General features: G+C 72.6%; 14 protein-coding genes. 7 read left to right on the top strand and 7 right to left on the bottom strand.

The features are described from left to right. Positions 1-90: 90 nt before the first annotated feature. Together ORG17_RS03105 and ORG17_RS03100 are read left to right on the top strand one after the other, a co-directional pair. The gene (locus ORG17_RS03105) at positions 91-669 is read left to right on the top strand and encodes a MarR family winged helix-turn-helix transcriptional regulator (protein WP_111056851.1); all 579 of its coding nucleotides are present in this window, start codon (positions 91-93) and stop codon (positions 667-669) included. Between the two features lie 36 nt (positions 670-705). Continuing rightward, positions 706-1,215, top strand: coding sequence for a mycothiol transferase (locus ORG17_RS03100; protein WP_111234943.1), 510 nt, complete (start codon positions 706-708; stop codon positions 1,213-1,215). Positions 1,216-1,380: 165 nt separating this feature from the next. On the opposite strand, the gene ORG17_RS18240 is transcribed toward ORG17_RS03100, so the two are convergent. The 4 genes from ORG17_RS18240 to ORG17_RS03080 form a co-directional block, all read right to left on the bottom strand. Then, positions 1,381-2,661: an alpha/beta hydrolase gene (locus ORG17_RS18240; protein ID WP_214526719.1), complete on the bottom strand. Its 1,281-nt coding sequence runs from the start codon at positions 2,659-2,661 to the stop codon at positions 1,381-1,383. Continuing rightward, positions 2,658-4,691, bottom strand: a complete 2,034-nt coding sequence (locus ORG17_RS18235; protein ID WP_181440107.1) for a bifunctional lysylphosphatidylglycerol flippase/synthetase MprF — start codon at positions 4,689-4,691, stop codon at positions 2,658-2,660. The genes ORG17_RS18240 and ORG17_RS18235 overlap by 4 nt, the downstream gene beginning before the upstream one ends. A gap of 177 nt (positions 4,692-4,868) precedes the next feature. Beyond that, positions 4,869-7,031, bottom strand: a complete 2,163-nt coding sequence (locus ORG17_RS03085) for a DEAD/DEAH box helicase (protein WP_214526718.1) — start codon at positions 7,029-7,031, stop codon at positions 4,869-4,871. A 269-nt stretch (positions 7,032-7,300) separates the two neighbouring features. Further along, positions 7,301-8,155 carry a polyphosphate kinase 2 family protein gene (locus ORG17_RS03080; protein WP_181433175.1) on the bottom strand — a complete coding sequence of 285 codons (855 nt, stop codon included), beginning with the start codon at positions 8,153-8,155 and terminating at the stop codon, positions 7,301-7,303. Positions 8,156-8,261: 106 nt separating this feature from the next. Between ORG17_RS03080 and ORG17_RS03075 the strand changes: the two genes are divergently transcribed. Beyond that, a complete protein-coding gene (locus tag ORG17_RS03075; protein WP_214526717.1) occupies positions 8,262-9,278 on the top strand; it encodes an alpha/beta hydrolase in 1,017 nt (338 codons plus the stop codon). A gap of 135 nt (positions 9,279-9,413) precedes the next feature. Continuing rightward, positions 9,414-9,710, top strand: coding sequence for a hypothetical protein (locus ORG17_RS03070; protein WP_027465048.1), 297 nt, complete (start codon positions 9,414-9,416; stop codon positions 9,708-9,710). On the opposite strand, the gene ORG17_RS03065 is transcribed toward ORG17_RS03070, so the two are convergent. The 3 genes from ORG17_RS03065 to yczR form a co-directional block, all read right to left on the bottom strand. Then, positions 9,707-13,057 carry an efflux RND transporter permease subunit gene (locus tag ORG17_RS03065; RefSeq protein ID WP_301565288.1) on the bottom strand — a complete coding sequence of 1,117 codons (3,351 nt, stop codon included), beginning with the start codon at positions 13,055-13,057 and terminating at the stop codon, positions 9,707-9,709. The genes ORG17_RS03070 and ORG17_RS03065 overlap by 4 nt on opposite strands. Before the next feature lie 95 nt (positions 13,058-13,152). Continuing rightward, positions 13,153-13,827 carry a DUF6518 family protein gene (locus ORG17_RS03060; RefSeq protein ID WP_214526716.1) on the bottom strand — a complete coding sequence of 225 codons (675 nt, stop codon included), beginning with the start codon at positions 13,825-13,827 and terminating at the stop codon, positions 13,153-13,155. A 147-nt stretch (positions 13,828-13,974) separates the two neighbouring features. Further along, positions 13,975-15,426, bottom strand: a complete 1,452-nt coding sequence (gene yczR, locus ORG17_RS03055) for a MocR-like transcription factor YczR (protein ID WP_254791676.1) — start codon at positions 15,424-15,426, stop codon at positions 13,975-13,977. Between the two features lie 61 nt (positions 15,427-15,487). On the opposite strand from yczR, the gene yczE reads away from it, so the two are divergent. From yczE to ORG17_RS03040, 3 genes are all read left to right on the top strand, one after another. After that, the gene (gene yczE, locus ORG17_RS03050) at positions 15,488-16,177 is read left to right on the top strand and encodes a membrane protein YczE (protein ID WP_214526715.1); all 690 of its coding nucleotides are present in this window, start codon (positions 15,488-15,490) and stop codon (positions 16,175-16,177) included. A gap of 167 nt (positions 16,178-16,344) precedes the next feature. Next, positions 16,345-17,217 carry a DUF4097 family beta strand repeat-containing protein gene (locus ORG17_RS03045; protein ID WP_214526714.1) on the top strand — a complete coding sequence of 291 codons (873 nt, stop codon included), beginning with the start codon at positions 16,345-16,347 and terminating at the stop codon, positions 17,215-17,217. Next, on the top strand, positions 17,214-17,795 hold the full coding sequence (locus ORG17_RS03040; protein WP_214526713.1) for a PadR family transcriptional regulator: 582 nt from the start codon (positions 17,214-17,216) through the stop codon (positions 17,793-17,795). Before ORG17_RS03045 ends, ORG17_RS03040 begins: the two co-directional genes overlap by 4 nt. The last annotated feature ends 82 nt before the right edge of the window (positions 17,796-17,877 follow it).

Genomic DNA, 17,877 nt, shown 5'->3' with positions numbered 1-17,877 from the left:
AGACCTGAGATGTCCCCACTGATGGGGGTATCTTGACGAGTGAGTTACTTGTTGACTGAAGTTCCCACCCTGTACCCGAGAAGAGCTCCCATGACGGACACCGACCCGGTCGTCCTCCCCCCGCACGCACCCGCCGTCCCCGCGGCGCGCGTCGCCCCCACCACGCCGCCGGCACCGATGTCGCCAGACGTCACGGCGCTGGACCCCGTCACCGCCGACACGGACCCCGACGCCGACCTGCCGCGACTGCTCACCGCCTTCCGGGTGCTCCAGATGCAGCACGCACGGGTCCTGCACCACGAGAGCACGATCCGCGGGCTGAACGCGACGGACACCCGCTTCGTGTTCTTCCTCAGCGCCGCCGGCGGCCACGGCGTGACCCCGAAGCAGGCCGGCGAGTACCTCGAGCTCACCACCGGTGCGATGACGTCGCTGATCGACCGGCTCGAGAAGCACGGACACCTGGAGCGTCGCCCGAACCCGGAGGACCGCCGGAGCGTGCTGCTGCACCTCACACCGTCGGGCACGGCGGTCGCCCGCGAGGTCGGCGCCGTCTACTCCGACGCGTTCCGGCAGGTCGTCGCACCGTCCGACCGCGCCGTGGTCGCGGCCGCGTTCGAGGGGCTCGGTGCCGCCCTGGAGCGCCACCACCGCAGCGCCGCCGTGTGACAGCGGGTGTCACGGCCCGCGCGTAGCGTGAGCGCCATGACCCCCTCTGAACTCCTCACAGAAGCGTTCTCCCGCGTCCCCGAGACGGTCGAGCGGGCCGTCGACGGGCTCTCCGAAGACCAGCTCGCGGCACGGCCGGCCGCCGGGGCGAACACCCTCGCGTGGCTCGCGTGGCACATCGCCCGCGGCCAGGACGTGCAGATCGCCGAGCTCGCCGGCTCCGAGCAGGTCTGGACGGCGGACGGCTGGTACGACCGGTTCGGGCTGCCGTTCCCGGCCGAGGCGCTCGGGTACGGCATGTCCCGCGACGACGTCGGGCGGGTGCGGGCCTCCGCCGAGCTGCTCACCGGGTACCTGCGCGCGGTGCACGAGCGCACGGTCGCGTACCTCGGCACGCTCGGCCCGGACGACCTCGACCCCGTCGTCGACGACGCGTGGGACCCGCCCGTCACGGCCGGAGCGCGACTCGTGAGCATCCTGGACGACTGCACGCAGCACGCCGGGCAGGCCGGCTTCGTGCGCGGGCTGCTGTTCTTCAACCGCTGAGCGCGCGCGGGCGCGGTCGCGCCGCCGCTTCGTGAGCAGGAATGGTCGGGTCCGACGTCGCGACCCGACCATTGGTGCTCACCATGTGACGGACGGGAGGTCCGGTACCAGCTGGTACCGGGCCTCCCGTCCGTCAGAAGGTGGGTCAGACCCCGGTGGCGCGGATCAGTGACGCCCCGCGGACAGCGCGTCGGCCAGGTGCGGGAGCTCGGTGCGGAACGACCACTGCACGGTGTTCCAGTCGTGTCCGCTCCCCGGGGCGAACGCGACGCGGGTGTCCGCGCCCGCTGCCCGTGCAGCGTCGGCGAGGACGCGAGCACTGCGGCTGAACGCCCCGTCAGCCGACCCCGCGGTGAACCAGAACGCGTGCCCGCGCAGGTCGTCCGCCCGCATCTGCGCGATCGGACCGGCGGCCTTCCATGCGGTGACCGATCCGCCGAAGGCCCGGTCCGCGCTGTGCTGCGGGTTCTGGTCGATGGGCTGCAGCTCGCTGGACACCGCGAGCACGGCCCCGAACCGGTCGGGGTGCGCGGTGGCGAACTGCATCGCGCACGTCGCCCCCTGCGAGAAGCCGGTGAGGCCCCACGCACGGCGGTCCGGGGTCACCGGGAGGTGCGCCGTCAGCCAGCGCGGCACGTCGTCGGTGACGTACGTCGCTGCGTTGCCGAGGTCCGAGTCGACGCACATCGTGTTCAGGCCGGGCGCGGAGAGCTGGTCGACGGAGACGACGATCGGCGCTCGGCCGTGGTGGGCTGCGGCGTAGCCGTCGAGTGCGCTGCCCATCCGGCCGGCGGTGAACAGGTCGCTCGGAGTCCCCGGTTGGCCGGAGAAGGCGAGGACGACGGGCAGCGGCGCCGGATCCCTGACCAGGGCAGCGGGCGGGAGGTAGACGACGGCGGGCCGTCCGGGGAACCCCGATCGCTCCCCGGGGATCTCGACGGTGCGGACCTCGCCGGTCGTGGGCATGGTGGCGACGGGGGCTGCGGCGAGGTCGAGCTCCGGGAACGGGTCCGTCTGCACGACGGTGCCGAGCGTCGGGTACATCGCGAACTCGACGTTCACCCCGAGGGCGGACGCGAGCAGCGCGGTCGGCACGAGCAGCCCGGCGAGGACGCGGCGCCAGCGACGGCCCTGCACGAGTCCGACGACCGCCAGGGCCAGTGCAGCTGCGGCAACGACGAACCACATCCGGGTGACGGGGCTCAGCGCGACGCCGAACAGGTTCATCAGATCGCTGAGGACCCAGCACACGAGGAGCACCACCGCGGCGGCGACCACCGCGACGGCAGCGCGGACCCCGGCCCGTCGCCACGCGACGCGCGAACGCAGCGCCCCGAGCGCCGGCAGCAGGACGGCGAGACCGAGCACGGCGAACGCCACGTCCAGCGGGACGAGCTTGGACGGCGCCTGCAGCTGGGTGGCGAGCAGCCACTCGGTCGGACTCACTGCTCGGACACCACCCGCGTCGGAGCGGGCTCGCGCACGACCGAGCGGTGCGCCTGCCGCAGTGCCCAGAGGTGCTTCGGACGGAGGCCCGGTACGTACGCGCCGGCCAGGGCACGTGCGACCCGCGGCACGTGCAAGGGCGTGGGGACCACGATCCAGAGCGCCTCGTGTCGGGCGCCGAACTTCTCCTTGAAGCGCTGGAGCGACCGGAACCCGTACACCGGCTCGAGGAGTCGGGCGACGAGGACCGATCCGAAGGACACGAGTGACGGTGCGCCGTCGTGTGCGGCGAGCGGCGTGCCGGAGAGGCTGATCATCTGCAGGCCTGCGTCGCGTGCCCGGATCGCGGTCCGGGCGATGAGGAACTCCATGACGCCCGGCATGCCGTCGTCGCCGCGGCGCATGACGTCGAGCGTGTAGCCGGCCAGCACGCCGTGCTCGTACACGGGCAACCAACTCGTGACCGCGGTCACCTGCCCGTCGGCCGTCACCGCCAGCATGAGTCGGACGTCGGGGTCGTCGAGCTCGTGGAAGCCGCCGAGGGTGAACCCCATCTCCGGCAGTCTCCGGTCGCTCGCCCACCGCGTGCAGATCGCCTCGACCTCGGCACGGTGTTCGTCAGCGAGGGCGTCGAAGGTCGTCCACTCGTCGCGGACCCCCTCACGGTCCGCCCGGTTCGAGGCCGTCCGGAGGTCCTGCCGCTTCTTGCCGCGCAGGTCGAAGGTGGCGACGTCCAGCACCGACTCGACTCCCACGGGCAGCGCGGTCCACCCGTCGGCGGCGAGGATCTGCCGCACCGGGTCGTGCACGCTCGTGAACGCGGGTACCCAGCCGTTGCGGTCGCAGAAGGCCGTGAACGCGGACACGACCTCGGCGCGGTCCGCAGCGCTGCACGCCGGGTCCGACACGGTGAGTGCCACGTCCCCGCAGACCCGGTACGCCACGGCCCCGCGTCCGTCCGGGTCCGTCCAGGTGGCGTTGCCGCGCCAGGTGCCCATGTGGCCGAGGGTTCCGGCATCGCCGTCGCGGAGCATCTCGACCAGGGCACCGCGGCCGTCGGTGGCGGCACGGAACCGCGAGCGGACGAGGCGTCCGCGGAGCGCCAGGACCGCCAGCAGCACCATGGCCGGCACGAGCCACGCGCCGAGCAGTGTGACCTGCCACTCGATCGCGTCCAGCCCGAGACCGCGCCACTGCACGGCGTCGTCGGTCATCGGTTCGATGAGGAACACATCGGCGAGGACAGCGGTCAGCGTCACGAGCACGCCGACGGCGAGCACGATGCCCGTCCGCCGGCCACGCTGCACGAGCCAGGCGGACACCAGCAGGAGGAGCCCGACGATGACGACCGCACGGTCGCTCATGGCGTCGGCGAACACCGAGAGCACGCCGTCCGGGTCCGGCACGACAGGGGTCACCAGGGTGCCCGCGCCGAGCGCGATGAGCGTCGCGACGACGCAGGTGCGTGCGCTGACGGTGTCACGCGCGGTCGGCGCGTCGGGACCGGAGGCCCGGCGCACCACGAACGAACCGGCTGCGGTGCCGAGCAGCGTCGCCAGGGCACGGGCGAGGTCCGATCCGTGGCCGGCGAAGAGCACGAGCGTGAGGACGACGGTCCAGAGCGCGGCTCGCGTACGCCACCGGTGCTGCGCGGGCATCGCTGCCGAAGCGGCACCGAGCAAGGCGGCGGCGACGATCGACGGGGCGAAGAGCGGCTGGCCGACGGCGAGTTCGGCGTGTGCCTCGCCGAGCGCTGACCCGATGCTGACGGTGAGCAGGGCTCCGAGGACGCCGAGCGCCGGGGCCACCACGCCGATGACCACCGTGCGGACGGAACCGAGGGACCGTTCGGCGAGCACCGTCGTCACGATCACGAGGACCATGGCGAGGCACGCGACGGGCGGGTGGTGCGGGAAGTCGGGCTCGGCGTGAGCGATCCGCGCGGTCACGAGGAGCGCGGTCGTCGCTGCGGCCACGGAGACGGAGACGGGGAACCGGCGGAGTCGTCCGACGAGCGCTGCGGGTGTCACGTGATCATTGCAGCGGTCCTGCTCGCCCGTGTCATCAGCCGGGGGCATGAGCACGGCGGCTCTGGGTCCTCCGAGAGGATGACCCGGGCGCAAGTGCGGTCTTCGGTCGCACCGTGTGACGGGCGGGAGGCCCGGTACCAGCTGGTACCGGGCCTCCCGTCCGTCGTGTGCTCGCGACTAGCGCGCGGCGAGCTCCGACACGATGCCGTCACCGGGTGCGGCCTGCACCAGGTCCGCCTCGATCTCGGCGCGCTCGAGGATGCCCTCGATCTTGCGGATGCGGCCACGCGGGACGATGGTCACGACCGTGCCCTCCTTGCCGGCACGACCCGTGCGGCCGGAGCGGTGCATATACGCCTTGTAGTCGTCCGGGGCGTCGGCCTGCACGACGAGCGAGACGTCGTCGACGTGGATGCCGCGGGCGGCGACGTCGGTGGCGACGAGCACGTTGACGCGGCCGCTCGTGAGCAGCTGCAGGTTGCGCGTGCGACGCGACTGGTTCAGGTCACCGTGGAGCGAGGTCGCCCGGATGCCGGCGTCCTCGAACTGGTCGGCCAGACGCTCGGCGTAGGCGCGGGTCCGGGCGAAGACGATGGTCTTGCCGTCGCCGGCGACCAGCTCCTCGAGGAGACGGTCCTTCTCGCGCTGCTCGACCACGAGGACACGGTGGTCGATGGTCGAGGACGCCTGGTCCTCACCCGCGACCTCGTGCACGCTCGGCTCGTGCAGGAACTGCTCGACGAGCGCCGCGACCTGGGTGTCGAGCGTCGCGCTGAACAGCAGCTTCTGCGCGCGGTTGCCCTGCGGGGTGACCTCGGCCGTGGCGGAGAGGATCTCCTGCACCGGCTCGAGGAACCCGAGGTCGCACATGTGGTCGGCCTCGTCGAGCACGGAGATGATGACCTCGCTGAGGTCGAGCTTCCCCTTGTTCATGAGGTCCTGCACACGACCGGGGGTGCCGACGATGATGTCGACGCCGCGCTCGAGCGCGCCCTCCTGACGGCCGTAGGGCACGCCGCCGTAGATCTGCGTCGTGAACAGGCCGACCGAACGGGCGATGGGCTGCACCGTGCGGTCGATCTGCAGGGCGAGCTCACGGGTCGGCGCGAGGATGAGCGCACGCGGGGCGCGGCCCATCTTGCGCTTGGTGCCGCCGCCGTGCTCCATGAGCTTCTCGACCAGCGGCGCACCGAAGGCGATGGTCTTGCCGGAACCGGTGCGGCCACGGCCGAGGACGTCCTTGCCGGCGAGCACGTCGGGGATCGTCGCCGCCTGGATCGGGAACGGGCTCGAGGCGCCGAGCTCCTGCAGGGCGCGGGAGATGTTGCCGCCGATGCCCAGGTCACCGAAGGTCACGCCCTCGACGTCGGCCGCGATGGTGGCCTCGGCCTGGAGCTTCTCGAGCTTGACGTCGTCGGCCGGCACGAACTTGCCGCGCTCGGGCTCGTCGAACGAGCGGCGCGGGGCACGGTCGCTGCGGTCGTCGCGGTCGAACTTGCGCGGGGCGCGGTCGTCACGGTCGAACTTGCGCGGGGCGCGGTCGTCACGGTTGAACTTGCGCGGGGCGCGGTCATCGCGGTCGAAACGACGGGGACGGTCGTCGTTGTCACGACGGGGCGCACGGTCATCGCGGTTGAAGCTGCGCGGTGCACGGTCATCGCGGTCAAAACGACGGGGACGGTCGTCGTTGTCACGACGGGGCGCACGGTCGTCGCGGTTGAAGCTGCGCGGTGCACGGTCGTCACGGTCGAAACGACGGGGCCGGTCATCGTTGTCCCGACGGGGCGCACGGTCATCGCGGTTGAAGCTGCGCGGTGCGCGGTCATCGCGGTCGAAGCGACGGGGCCGGTCATCGTTGTCACGACGGGGCGCGCGGTCGTCACGGTTGAACGAACGCGGAGCGCGGTCATCGCGGTCGAACGAACGACGCGGACGGTCGTCGTTGTCACGACGCGGTGCACGGTCGTCACGATCGAAGCGACGCGGGGCGCTGGGCCCCTGCGAGCCGGTTCCGGCGCGACGCGGAGCCTGCGGAGCGTCGGGACGGCCGTGCGAGTAGGGAGCGTCGCGGTTGTAGCCACGGACGCCACGGTCGTCGCGGTCGGGGCGCCGCTGGCCGCCGCTGTCACGCGGCTCCCAGTTCGGACGGGCCGGACGCTCGCCCTGCGACGCGCGGCCGCGACGCTCCTCGGCGTCCCAGCGCTGCTTCTGGCGCGGCTGCGAGGAGTCGGCGGCGCGGAACCCGCGGTGCTTGCTGCTGCGGGCGGCGGGGGTGCCGTTCGGGTGGCGGACGCGGTCGGAGGCGCGGTTGTCCGCGCCGCCCTTGTTGTACGGGGCCATGGCTGCTTTCTCGGGTGCGCAACGTACCGCAGCGCCCGACAGCGACATCGGCGGGGGCTGCTTGCGGAGAGGGGGTTCATCCCGTCGCGAGTCGACGTGATTCCAGCCCTCGAGCAACACACACCCAGCAGAATTTCCGTGATCACATTGTCACGACGTCGAAGGCCGACCGAGCGAGTCTACGCGAGCCGGTGCCCTGACGCCAGCCCCGCGCGGTCCGGCGGCGGCGTGCCGGACGCGGGACGGGCCTCCAGGCCGGGGTCGTGCGCTCAGGACTCCGCGAGCCGACGACGCTGCTCGGCGACGTCGAAGTCCGCCTTCGGCCACGACAGGTGCATGTCCTCCAGCGCCCGGAGCAGGAGCTGCTGCACGGCGAGGCGGGCGTACCACTTGCGGTTCGCGGGCACGACGTACCAGGGAGCCTGCGGGGTCGACGTGCGGTCGAGGGCGATCTGGTAAGCCTGCTGGTAGCGGTCCCAGAGCAGGCGGTCGTCGATGTCGCCCGGGTTGAACTTCCAGTGCTTGTCGGGGCGGTCCAGCCGGTCGCCGAGGCGCTCGCGCTGTTCGTCCTTCGAGATGTGCAGCATCACCTTGACGATGGTCGTGCCGGCGGCGGCGAGGCCGTCCTCGAAGGCGGTGATCGCGCCGTACCGACGTTCGATCTCGTCCGGCGCGGCGAGCCCACGGACCCGCTGGGCGAGCACGTCCTCGTAGTGCGAGCGGTCGAACACGCCGAGCTGCCCGGCTGCGGGCAGCTGCTTCTCGATGCGCCAGAGGAAGTCGTGCTCGCGCTCCTCGGCCGTCGGGGCCTTGAAGCCGGCGTAGTGCACGCCGTTCGGGTCGACCGCACCGACGACGTGCGAGACGATGCCGCCCTTGCCCGCGGTGTCCATCGCCTGCAGCACGAGCAGCACCCGCCGCTCGTCGCCGGCGGTCGACGCCGCGTACAGGCGCTCCTGCAGGGCGGCGAGACGGGAGGCGCCGGCGGCGAGGGCTTCGAGGCCGTCGATCTTGCGGCCGGGGAAGCCCGGGGTGCCGTCCGGGTCCACCTGGTCGAGGCGGAACCCGGGTTCGACGCGGAGCAGTGGTTCGGGATCGGCGTTCCAGGCCTTGCGATTGCTCACGGGTCCTCCTGCGGTGCTCCGGTCGGCGGCTGCCGTGCTCATCCTCGCACTGCCGTCCTCCGCTCGGGTGACGTGGGCGGCTGCCGGTGCGGCTAGCGTGGACGTGATGAAGTCCGGCCGCCGCTCAGTGCTCGCGCTCGTCGCCGCGGTCGTGGCGCTCGGCGCGATGGCGTCCTGCAGCACGGACCCGGTCGGCGACGAGAACGCCACGGTGACCGCGGACAGCATCATCTACCCGCTGTCGCTGCGGTACCACGGCATCGACGTGGTGGCCGACGTGCCCTACGGCACCGATCCGCTGCAGCGCCTCGACGTGTGCCTGCCGGCCGACAGCGACCCCGCGACGACGGCGACCCCCACCGCGACGCCGTCCGCCTCGGCCACCGCCGACCCCGATGCCCGAGCGGTCGGGGCCGCCACCGGACGCCCGGCGGTCCTGATGATCCACGGCGGCAGCTGGTCGCACGGCGACAAGGCGACCGCCGCCTACCGGTCCGTGTGCAAGTACCTGGCGTCCGAGGGCTTCGTGACGTTCAACGTCGACTACCGGCTGGCGCCGACCGACCCGTTCCCGGCCGGGCTCGACGACGTCCGCCGTGCGCTCGACTACGTGTTCCGTCCGGCGACGCTCGAGACCTACGACGTGGACTCCCAGCGCGTGGGCGTGTTCGGCGGCAGCGCCGGCGGCAACCTCGCCGCGATGCTCGCCGTCACCGACCACGACTCCGCCGCGTACGCCGACGGCGACCGGATCCGTGCCGTGGTCGACCTGAGCGGGCCGACGAACCTGACCACCCGGTCCACCGAGCCCGACGGGGTGTCGGCGGCCTTCCAGCGCAAGCAGCTGCTCTACCTGGGGTGCCGGTCGTACGCCAGGTGCCCGGCGGCCGCCAGGGCGTCGCCGGAGTTCCACGTCACCTCGGACACCGCGCCGTTCTTCATCGGGCACTCCACCGACGAGTTCATCCCGATGTGGGAGTCGCAGGAGTTCGCCGCGACGCTCCGGTCCCACGACGTCCCGGTGACGTTCGTGGCGGTCGAGGGCACGGCGCACTCGATCGCCCAGCTCGACGAGGCGATGAGCCGCCGCGTGGTCACGTTCCTGCGGACGCAGCTGGGCTGACCGCGCCGGCTGACCGCCTGATCGCGCATGGCGTCCGACCGGCCGACCGCGCAGGGCGTCCGACCGCGTGCCCCGGGTGGGTGCCACCCGGAGTCGGGACTGCCGCTGCCGCGCCCCCGGCCGCAGACTTCGGGGGTGACCGACACCTCGACCCGCCCTGCCCGCGCCGCTGCGACCCGCTGGGACCGCCCGGCGCTGCAGACGTTCGGGGAGCTGCTGCTCGGGCTGTCGTTCGTCGCCGCGGTGTCGTTCGGTGGGTACGCCTCGGTCACCGGACAGCTGGCCGTCGTGTCGCAGGGCGCCGCCGTGGTGTTCCTCGTGACGCTGACCCTGGTGCTCGTGTCGTGGTTCCGTGCGGTCGAGCGCGAGGAGCGGACCGAGCGCGTCGTCGTCTCGCCCCTCGCCGCCATCGACGCCGAGTACCGCCGCTAGACCGCTTCGCCCGGCTCCGTCTGCCGCGCTGCCCGCCGATCCGCGCGGCGCTCTCGAGCCCGCTCGACCACGAAGTACAGCGCCGGCAGCACCACGAGCGTCAGCAGCGTCGAGGACACCAGGCCACCGATCACGACCAGGGCCAGCGGCTGCGAGATGAAGCCGGACTTGCCGGTCAGCCCGATCGCCATCGGCAGCAGCGCGAAGATCGTCGCCATCGCCGTCATCAGGATCGGACGGAGGCGTCGTGTGGCGCCCTCGATCAACGCCTCGCGCACCCGCAAGCCGCGCCGTCGGTACTGGTTGACGAGGTCGATGAGCACGATCGCGTTCGTCACGACGATGCCGACGAGCATGAGCAGTCCGATCAGCGACGCGACGCCGATCGGGACGCCCGACGCGATCTGCAGCAGGATCGCGCCCGTCGCCGCGAACGGCACCGACACGAGCAGCAGCAGCGGCTGGAGCAGGCTCCGGAACGTCGCGACCATGATCACGTAGACGATCAGCACGGCGACCAGCACCGCGAGCCCGAGCTGCGAGAACGCCGACGACTGGCTGGCGGCGACGCCACCGATCGAGGCGGTCGCACCCTTCGGCAGGTCGAGCTCGTCGACGGCGGTCGTGACGGACTGCACGGCCGCACCGAGGTTCGTGGCGTCCGGCGTCACAGTGATCGTGGCGGTGCGGGCCGCGTTCGTCGTGGTGACCGTGGTCGGCCCCTCGGACTCCTCGACCGTGGCGACGTCGGACAGCGGGACCGTGCCCGTGCTCGTCGGCACGTCGAGGGCACGGAGTGCGCCGATGGTGGTCGGCGGTTCCGGGTCGGCGATGTAGACGTCGAGCGTCGCGTCGTCGATCTCGATGCTGCCGGTGTCCCGCGGCGAGACCGCTGCGGCGACGAGGCCACCCACCTGGGTCTCGGTCAGGCCGAGTGACGCGGCCTTCTGGCGGTCGACCCGGACGGCGAGGAACGGCTCCGCGGCGGACAGGTTGCTCGTGGCGCCCGTGGTGTCCGGGACCGACTGCATGGTCTTCAGCACCTGGCGCGACGCCGTCTCGAGCTGCGCCTGGGTCGGCGCGGTGACGTCGACCTCGATGTCGCTGCTGCCGCCGAACCCGCCGCCGGAGGACGCGATGGTGACCTCGCCGACGTTGTCGATCCCCCCGATCGCCTTCCGGGCGTCGGCCTGGATCGTCGGCTGGTCGGCCTCGGCGTCGGTCGTGACGGCGTACTGCACCGAGGCGCTGCCGCCACCGCCGAACGCCGCCTGGATCGACTGGCCGCTCGTGCCGATGGTGGTCTGCACGGTCTCGACGCCGTCGACGTCCTGCAGCGCGCGCTCGACCTTGCGGGCGGACTCGGACTGGACGGCGAGGCTGGAGCCGGCCTTCAGGTCCTGCGTGACCGTGAAGGTGTTCTGCCCCGAGTCGCCGAGGTAGTTCGTGGTGACGAACGGCAGCGTCGCGACCGTTCCGCCGAGCACGATCACGGCGAGCAGGATGACGACCACCGGCTTCCGGACGACCCACCGGAGCACCGGCAGGTAGACGCGGCGCAGACGGTCGGCGGTGCCGGCGTCGTGCAGGTCGGCGGCGGAGGCGAGCGCACCCTCGGAGCGATCGTGCTCGACGTCGGCACCCGACGGCGCTGCGACCGCTTCCGCGTCCGCTGCCGTCGTCGCGTCGCCCGGCTTCGCCTTCGGCGTGCGCAGCCACCAGTACGCGAGCACCGGGACGATGGTGAGCGAGACGAACAGCGACGCGACGAGCGCCAGGGTGACGGTCACGGCGAACGGACGGAACAGCTCCCCCACGAGTTCGGCGACGAAGGCGACCGGCAGGAACACCGCGACGGTCGTCAGCGTCGACGCGGTGACCGCACCGGCGACCTCGCGCACGGCGTCCCGCACGGCACGGCCGCGGTCGACGCCGGGGAGCATGTGCCGCTTGATGTTCTCGATGACGACGATGGAGTCGTCGACCACGCGGCCGATCGCGATCGTGAGGGCCGCCAGCGTGATGATGTTGAGCGTGTACCCGGCGGCGCGCATGCCGATCGCGGCGAGGAGCACCGACGTCGGGATCGAGATCGCGGTGACGAGCGTGGAGCGCCACGACAGCAGGAACACCAGGATGACGATCACCGCGAAGGCGAGCCCGAGCAGGCCTTCCTCGGCCAGGGAGTCGATGGACTGCTGGATGTAGGGCGCCTGGTCGAAGACGACGGTGAAACGGGGGTCGCCCTCGATCTTGTCCTCGATGCCGGGCAGGGCGTCGCGCACGGTCTCGGAGACGTCGACGGTGTTGGCTTCCTGCGTCTTCGTGATCGAGATCGTCAGGGCCTGCTGGCCGTCCACGCGGCTGATCGAGGTGCGCGGCGACTCCGTGATGGCGACCTTCGCGACGTCGCCCAACGTGGTGTCGGTGGGAGTGGCCGCGGTCGTGGACCCGCCCGTCGCGGTGTCACCGGTCGCCCCGGTGCCGGTCGCACCCGTACCGGTGGCACCCGCAGCAGTGCCGTCACCGGGCGATGTCGTCCCGGCGGCGCCGGCGGCACCCGACCCGGACCCGTCCGACCCCGACGAGCCCGAAGAACTCGACGAGCTCGAAGAACTCGTCAGCGGCAGGGCGCGGATGTCGTCGAGCGAAGCGATCCGCTCGCCCGTCTGCACCGACAGGGTCGAGCCGTCCTCGGTGATGGTGCCGCCGGGGATCAGGGTGCCGTTGTCGTCGAGCGCGTCCGAGATCGCCGTCTGGGTCAGGCCGCGGGCGGCGAGCTCGTCCTGGTTCGGCGTGATGACGACCCGACGACCCGGGTTGCCGAAGACGTCCGCCTGCCGCACGCCGTCGAGCTTCTCGAGGTCGGGGATCGCCGAGGCCTGCAGCCGGTCGACGAGCTGCTCCTGGTTGCCGGACGCCGAGACCGCGATCTGCAGCACCGGCAGGTCGTCGAAGGACCCGGTGACGATCTGCGTCTGCACCGAGTCGGGCAGCGACAGCGCGTTCACCGCGGTCTGGATCTTGTCCTCGGCGCTGGCCAGGTTCGATCCGTACTGGAACGACGCCGACACGACGCTCTGCCCGGTGGACGAGGTCGCGCTGGTCGACTCGAGGTCCGGGACGACCTGGATCGCCTGCTCGATCTTGGTCGAGACGTCGTTCGACACCACCTCTGGCGTGGCTCCGGGGTAGGCGCTGACGATCGCGACCTGCGGGAACTCGACGCTGGGGATCAGCTCCTGCTTGAGGCTCGAGAGCGCGATGCCGCCGAAGACCGCGACCACGATCGTGACGAGCGCGATGAGGGCCCGGTTGCGCAGGCTGAAGACCGAGAGGAGGTGCACGTCATCGATCCTCGCAGGACCGACCGACGAACGCTCGGCTGGCAGCCAGAACCCGCCGTCGGATCAGGACCGAGGGGCCAGGACCCACCGACGGATCAGAACCCGCCGAGCACCAAGTAGGCCCCGAGCACCGCGACCGTCCCGACGACCCCGGTGCCGAGCGCCACCACGCGCGCAACGGGTGAACGGGTGCCGAGGACCCCGATGCCGAGGAGCACCACGCCGACGACGATCTCGACGACCCAGGTCACGTGCCCGGTCGTCGCGGCGATCTGCAGCAGCCCGCGGATCCCCTCACCGGCGAGCACCGCGGCCGTCACGCCGAGCGCCCCCGCGCGCCACCGGGCGTCGCGGGAACGTACCGCCACGGCGACCGCCCCGGCCAGCAGCCCGGCCGGCACCCCGAGCAGCACCCACGGGTTCGTGATCGACAGCACGTCCGGGAACCCGCGCAGGACCGTCGTGGCCCAGTACCCGACGTGCATGAGCTCGAGGAGCACGACGCCGAGCACCATCGCGAGCGGCAGGGCGACCCGGCCCGCTCGTGCTCCCGCTGCCAGGCACAGCAGCGCGGCGACGAGGAACCACGGTCCCGCCGAGTTCGACACGGAGGCGAGTGCGGGCACAGCCTGCCCGAACGACGTCAGGACGCCGGCAAGGGCCGCCCCGCTCAGCGCGATGGTGACCCGCACCACGGCGGGGACCGGCGCGGGCGGATCGACGGGCGTCGGCACAGCGGAGCGGGTTCCGGCGGACAGGGTCGCGTTCATGGCTCCAGCCTCGCCGGACCCCACCGCCGCCGCATCACCCCGGGGAGCGACAACCCCCGACCCGGCCTCACCCCAGAGGATGACAGCGAGCCCCGGTGCACGACACCGAGCCCCGGCGCACGACACCGAGCCCGGACGACGCACCGCTCAGACCACCGCCGCCAACGACCCCCGCACCCCGGTCGACTCGCCACCGACCCGCTCCCACGCACGCGACAGCACGTCGACCAACCGCCCCCGGTCGGCCGGGGCCATCGTGAACGGCACCCGCAGGAACCGCTCGAACCCGCCGTCCGGCCCGAACACCCCGCCCGAGGCCAGCACCACGCCCTCGGCCCGCGCGGCGAGCACGAGCGCGCTCGACACCGGCCGGCCGAGCCCGACCCACGTCGTCAACCCGCCCGCCGGCGCCGGGACGTCCCACTCCGGGAGCCGCGCCCGGAGCGCCCCCACGACCGCGTCGCGACCTTCGCGCAGGGACGCACGCCGCGCCTCCAGGACGGCCGCCGTGCGCGGGACCAGCTCGCGCACGACCAGCTGGTCGAGCACGGGGGTGCCGAGGTCGCCCGTCGGGCGAGCGAGCAGCAGCCGCTGCAGCAGCGCCGGGTCGGCGCGGATCCAGCCGATCCGCAGCCCGCCCCAGAAGACCTTGGCGGCGGAACCGATCATCACGACCGACGCCCCCGACGGGTCCGCCGCTGCCAACGGCGGCGACGGCGAGCCGTCGATGCGGAGCTCCCCCATCGTCTCGTCGGCGATGACGGTCGTGCCGACCGATGCCGCGACCGACAGCAGGAGCTGGCGGGTCGATGCGGACATGGTCGCACCGGTCGGGTTGTGGAGCTCAGGCATGACGTAGGCGACGGAGGGCGCGGTGCGACGCAGCGTCGTCTCGAGCGCGGCGGCGTCCCACCCCGTCCGCGCATCGACGGGGACGCCGACCAGGCGGCCGCCGGCCTCGCGGAAGGCCTCGTGCGCGTGCGGGTAGGTCGGGGACTCGACGAGGACGGCGTCGCCGCGGCGGACGAGCACGCGCGCGAGCAGGGCGATCGCGTGCTGGGCGCCGATGGTGACGATGACCTGGGCGGGCTCGGTCGGCAGTCCGCGCTCGGTGTAGCGCGCGGCGATCGCGGCGCGGAGGCCGGGGTCGCCGACGGTGTCGTAACCGATGCCGGCGAGCGCGGCGGGCACGTGCCGGACCGCCCGCTCGACCGCCTCGTCGATGCCGGGGGCCGCGTGCAGGGCCGCCTTGCGCAGGTCGAGCAGGTCCCCCTCGACGACCCCGCCCAGGCGTTCGGGGTCGGGCCGGCCGACCAGGTCACGGGGCAGGTGGACCACGCTGCCGGAGCCACGGACGGACACCAGGAACCCGTCGGAGCGCAGGCGGGCGTAGGCGTTCGCGACGGTGGTGCGTGAGACGCCGAGGGCTGCGGCCAGGCCGCGCTCGGCCGGGAGCCGGACACCCTGGGCGACCCGCCCGTCGATGACGAGGACTCGGAGCGCGTCGGCGAGCGCCTCGTAGGCCGGCGCGTCGGTGCTCGCGCGCCAGTCGGTCAGCAGGTGGGCGGCGGCGCGGGCACTGATCAGGACAGGGGGCACGGGTCCACGGTAGCGCGATTGGCTCTCGACCAGCAGGCCAATCTGTCGGGACGATGGCCACATGCCCCGCCGCACCGCCCTCACCCTGCGCTTCGTCCAGCTCTTCGTCGGACTGTTCCTCTACGGCGCCTCGACCGCACTGCAGGTCCGAGCGGTGGTCGGCGTGAGCTCGTGGACCGTGCTGACCCAGGGGCTCGAGAACGTCGTGCCGTGGTCGTTCGGCGTCATCACGGTCGTGTCGAGTGGCGTCATCCTGCTGCTGTGGATCCCGCTGCGTCAGAAGCCGGGCATCGGGACGCTGCTGAACGCCCTGGCGATCGGGCCGAGTGCGGACCTGGTGCTCTGGCTGGTGCCGGAGCCGTCGGGGAGCGTCGCCCGGATCGCGCTGTTCGCCGCGGGACTCGTGTTGCTCGCGGTCGCGACGGCGTTCTACATCGGTGCGGGGTTCGGCACCGGGGCGCGGGACGGTCTGATGGTCGGGTTGCACCAGCGGCTCGGCTGGCCGATCTGGCTCGCACGGACCCTGGTCGAGGTCACCGTGGTGATCGTCGGGTGGGTCCTCGGCGGGGACGTCGGTGCCGGCACCGTCATCGCGGCGTTCGCGATCGGCCCGATGGTCCAGCCGCTCATGCCGCACTTCCGCCGGTTCCCGTGGAGCCCAGAGCGCACGGCCGCCGCGCGCGACGGCGCAGCACCCGCCGTCACACCCGCCCTGGAGGCCCGCCCCACCCCCGCAACGCCCGCTTCGTGAGCAGGAACGGTCGGGTCCACGGCGCCGACCCGACCATTCCTGCTCACGATCGCCGGGCGCTCGCCCGGCAATCGCCCGGCGATCGCGTGCGACCCCTTGCGGCCGTGGGGAACGCGATATAGCGTGACCTGCACAGACGCGATACATCGCGAGTTCCAGGAGGCAACATGGCGCAGGAGAAGTGGCTCGTCGACGAGCCCAAGGTCATCGACACCGGCATCGTGCGCACCGTGCGTGTCGGCCTCGTCGGCGGGCAGGTGGACGTCGTCGCACACGACGAACCCACGGCCCGGGTCGAGATCCACAGTGTGTCCGGCAAGCAGATGCTCATCGAGGTGGACGGCGACACCCTCACCGTCGACCACCCCCAGGTCCGGTGGGACGACCCCATCGGGTTCCTGAAGTCCTTCCGCGGCAAGGCCCACGCCGACGTCAGCATCCTGGTCCCCCGCGACGCCGGCATCACGCTCGGTGTCGTCTCGGCCGGTGCGCTGCTGTCCGGCACGAACCGCGGTGCCACCCTCAACACGGTGTCCGGCGACCTGGTCGTCGACGGTGTCGCGGGTGACGTCACGGTCAACGCCGTCTCGGGCGCCACCACGATCCGCGACCTCGACGGCGCGCTCGCGGTGCACACCGTCTCCGGCGACGTCGTCGCCACCGGCGAGATCCCGCGGTTCCAGGCCGACGGCGTCTCGGCCGACGTCGTGCTCGACCTGCACGGGGTCCCCGAGTCCGCCCGCGTCAACACGGTGTCCGGGTCGGTGAGCGTCCGCCTGGCGGACGGCGTCGCCTACAAGTGCACGGTGAACACCGCGACCGGCAAGCTGCAGTTCGACGACGCCGAGATCCGCGGAGTGCGCGGTTCGTACGTCAAGCAGGGCGGCGAACTGTCCGGCCAGTGGCTCGACCTGCGGGTGAACTCCGTCTCCGGCGACATCGCGGTGCTGCACGCCCCGCCGGTCGCCGAGCCGGCACCCCCGACGACACCGCCCACCCCGTCGACCACCCCGACGAACGAGAGCGAGGTGCCCGAATGAGCCCCGTCTTCGCCCACGGCCACCTGCGGCTCTACCTGCTCGTCCTGCTGGCCGACCACCCGATGCACGGCTACGAGCTCATCCAGGCACTCGGCGACCGCTTCGGCGGCACCTACGTGCCGAGCGCCGGCACCGTGTACCCCCGGCTCGCGAAGCTCGAGGACGACGGCCTGGTCACCAAGACCGCCGACGGCCGCAAGACCGTCTACGCGATCACGGACGCCGGCCGTGCCGAGCTCGCGGCGCGTGCCGACGAGATCGCCGCGGTCGAGTCCGGCGTGAGCGACTCGGTCAAGTCGTTGGCCGACGGTGTGCGCGCCTCGGTCGGCGAGGCCATGCGCTCGCTCCGTGCCGACCTGGCCGCCGCCGCCGAGAGCCCGGCGACCGGTTCCGCCGAGGAGCCCGTGTCCGTGCCGTCGGACAGCGCCCGCGCCCTGCGCGAGCTCGAGATGGCCCTGTCGTCGTTCCGGCAGCAGGTGCGTGCGGACCTGCGCCGTCGGGCGACCCGCGGCACGCTCGGTGCGGAGACCGTGACGCGTCTGCGTGACGGCCTGGAGGCCCTGCGCAAGTCGCTCTGACGGCTGGCGGCCGACAGGCGGTCGCGACCACGGGCCTCCCGGCCGTCGTCCGCACCGACTGTCGGCCCGCCGCGTGCGCGGG

It is taken from the genome of Curtobacterium flaccumfaciens pv. betae (assembly GCF_026241855.1).
GTDB lineage: Bacteria > Actinomycetota > Actinomycetes > Actinomycetales > Microbacteriaceae > Curtobacterium > Curtobacterium flaccumfaciens.
Note: the sequence above shows the minus strand (reverse complement) of the source record. Positions and strands in the feature narration are given on the sequence as shown.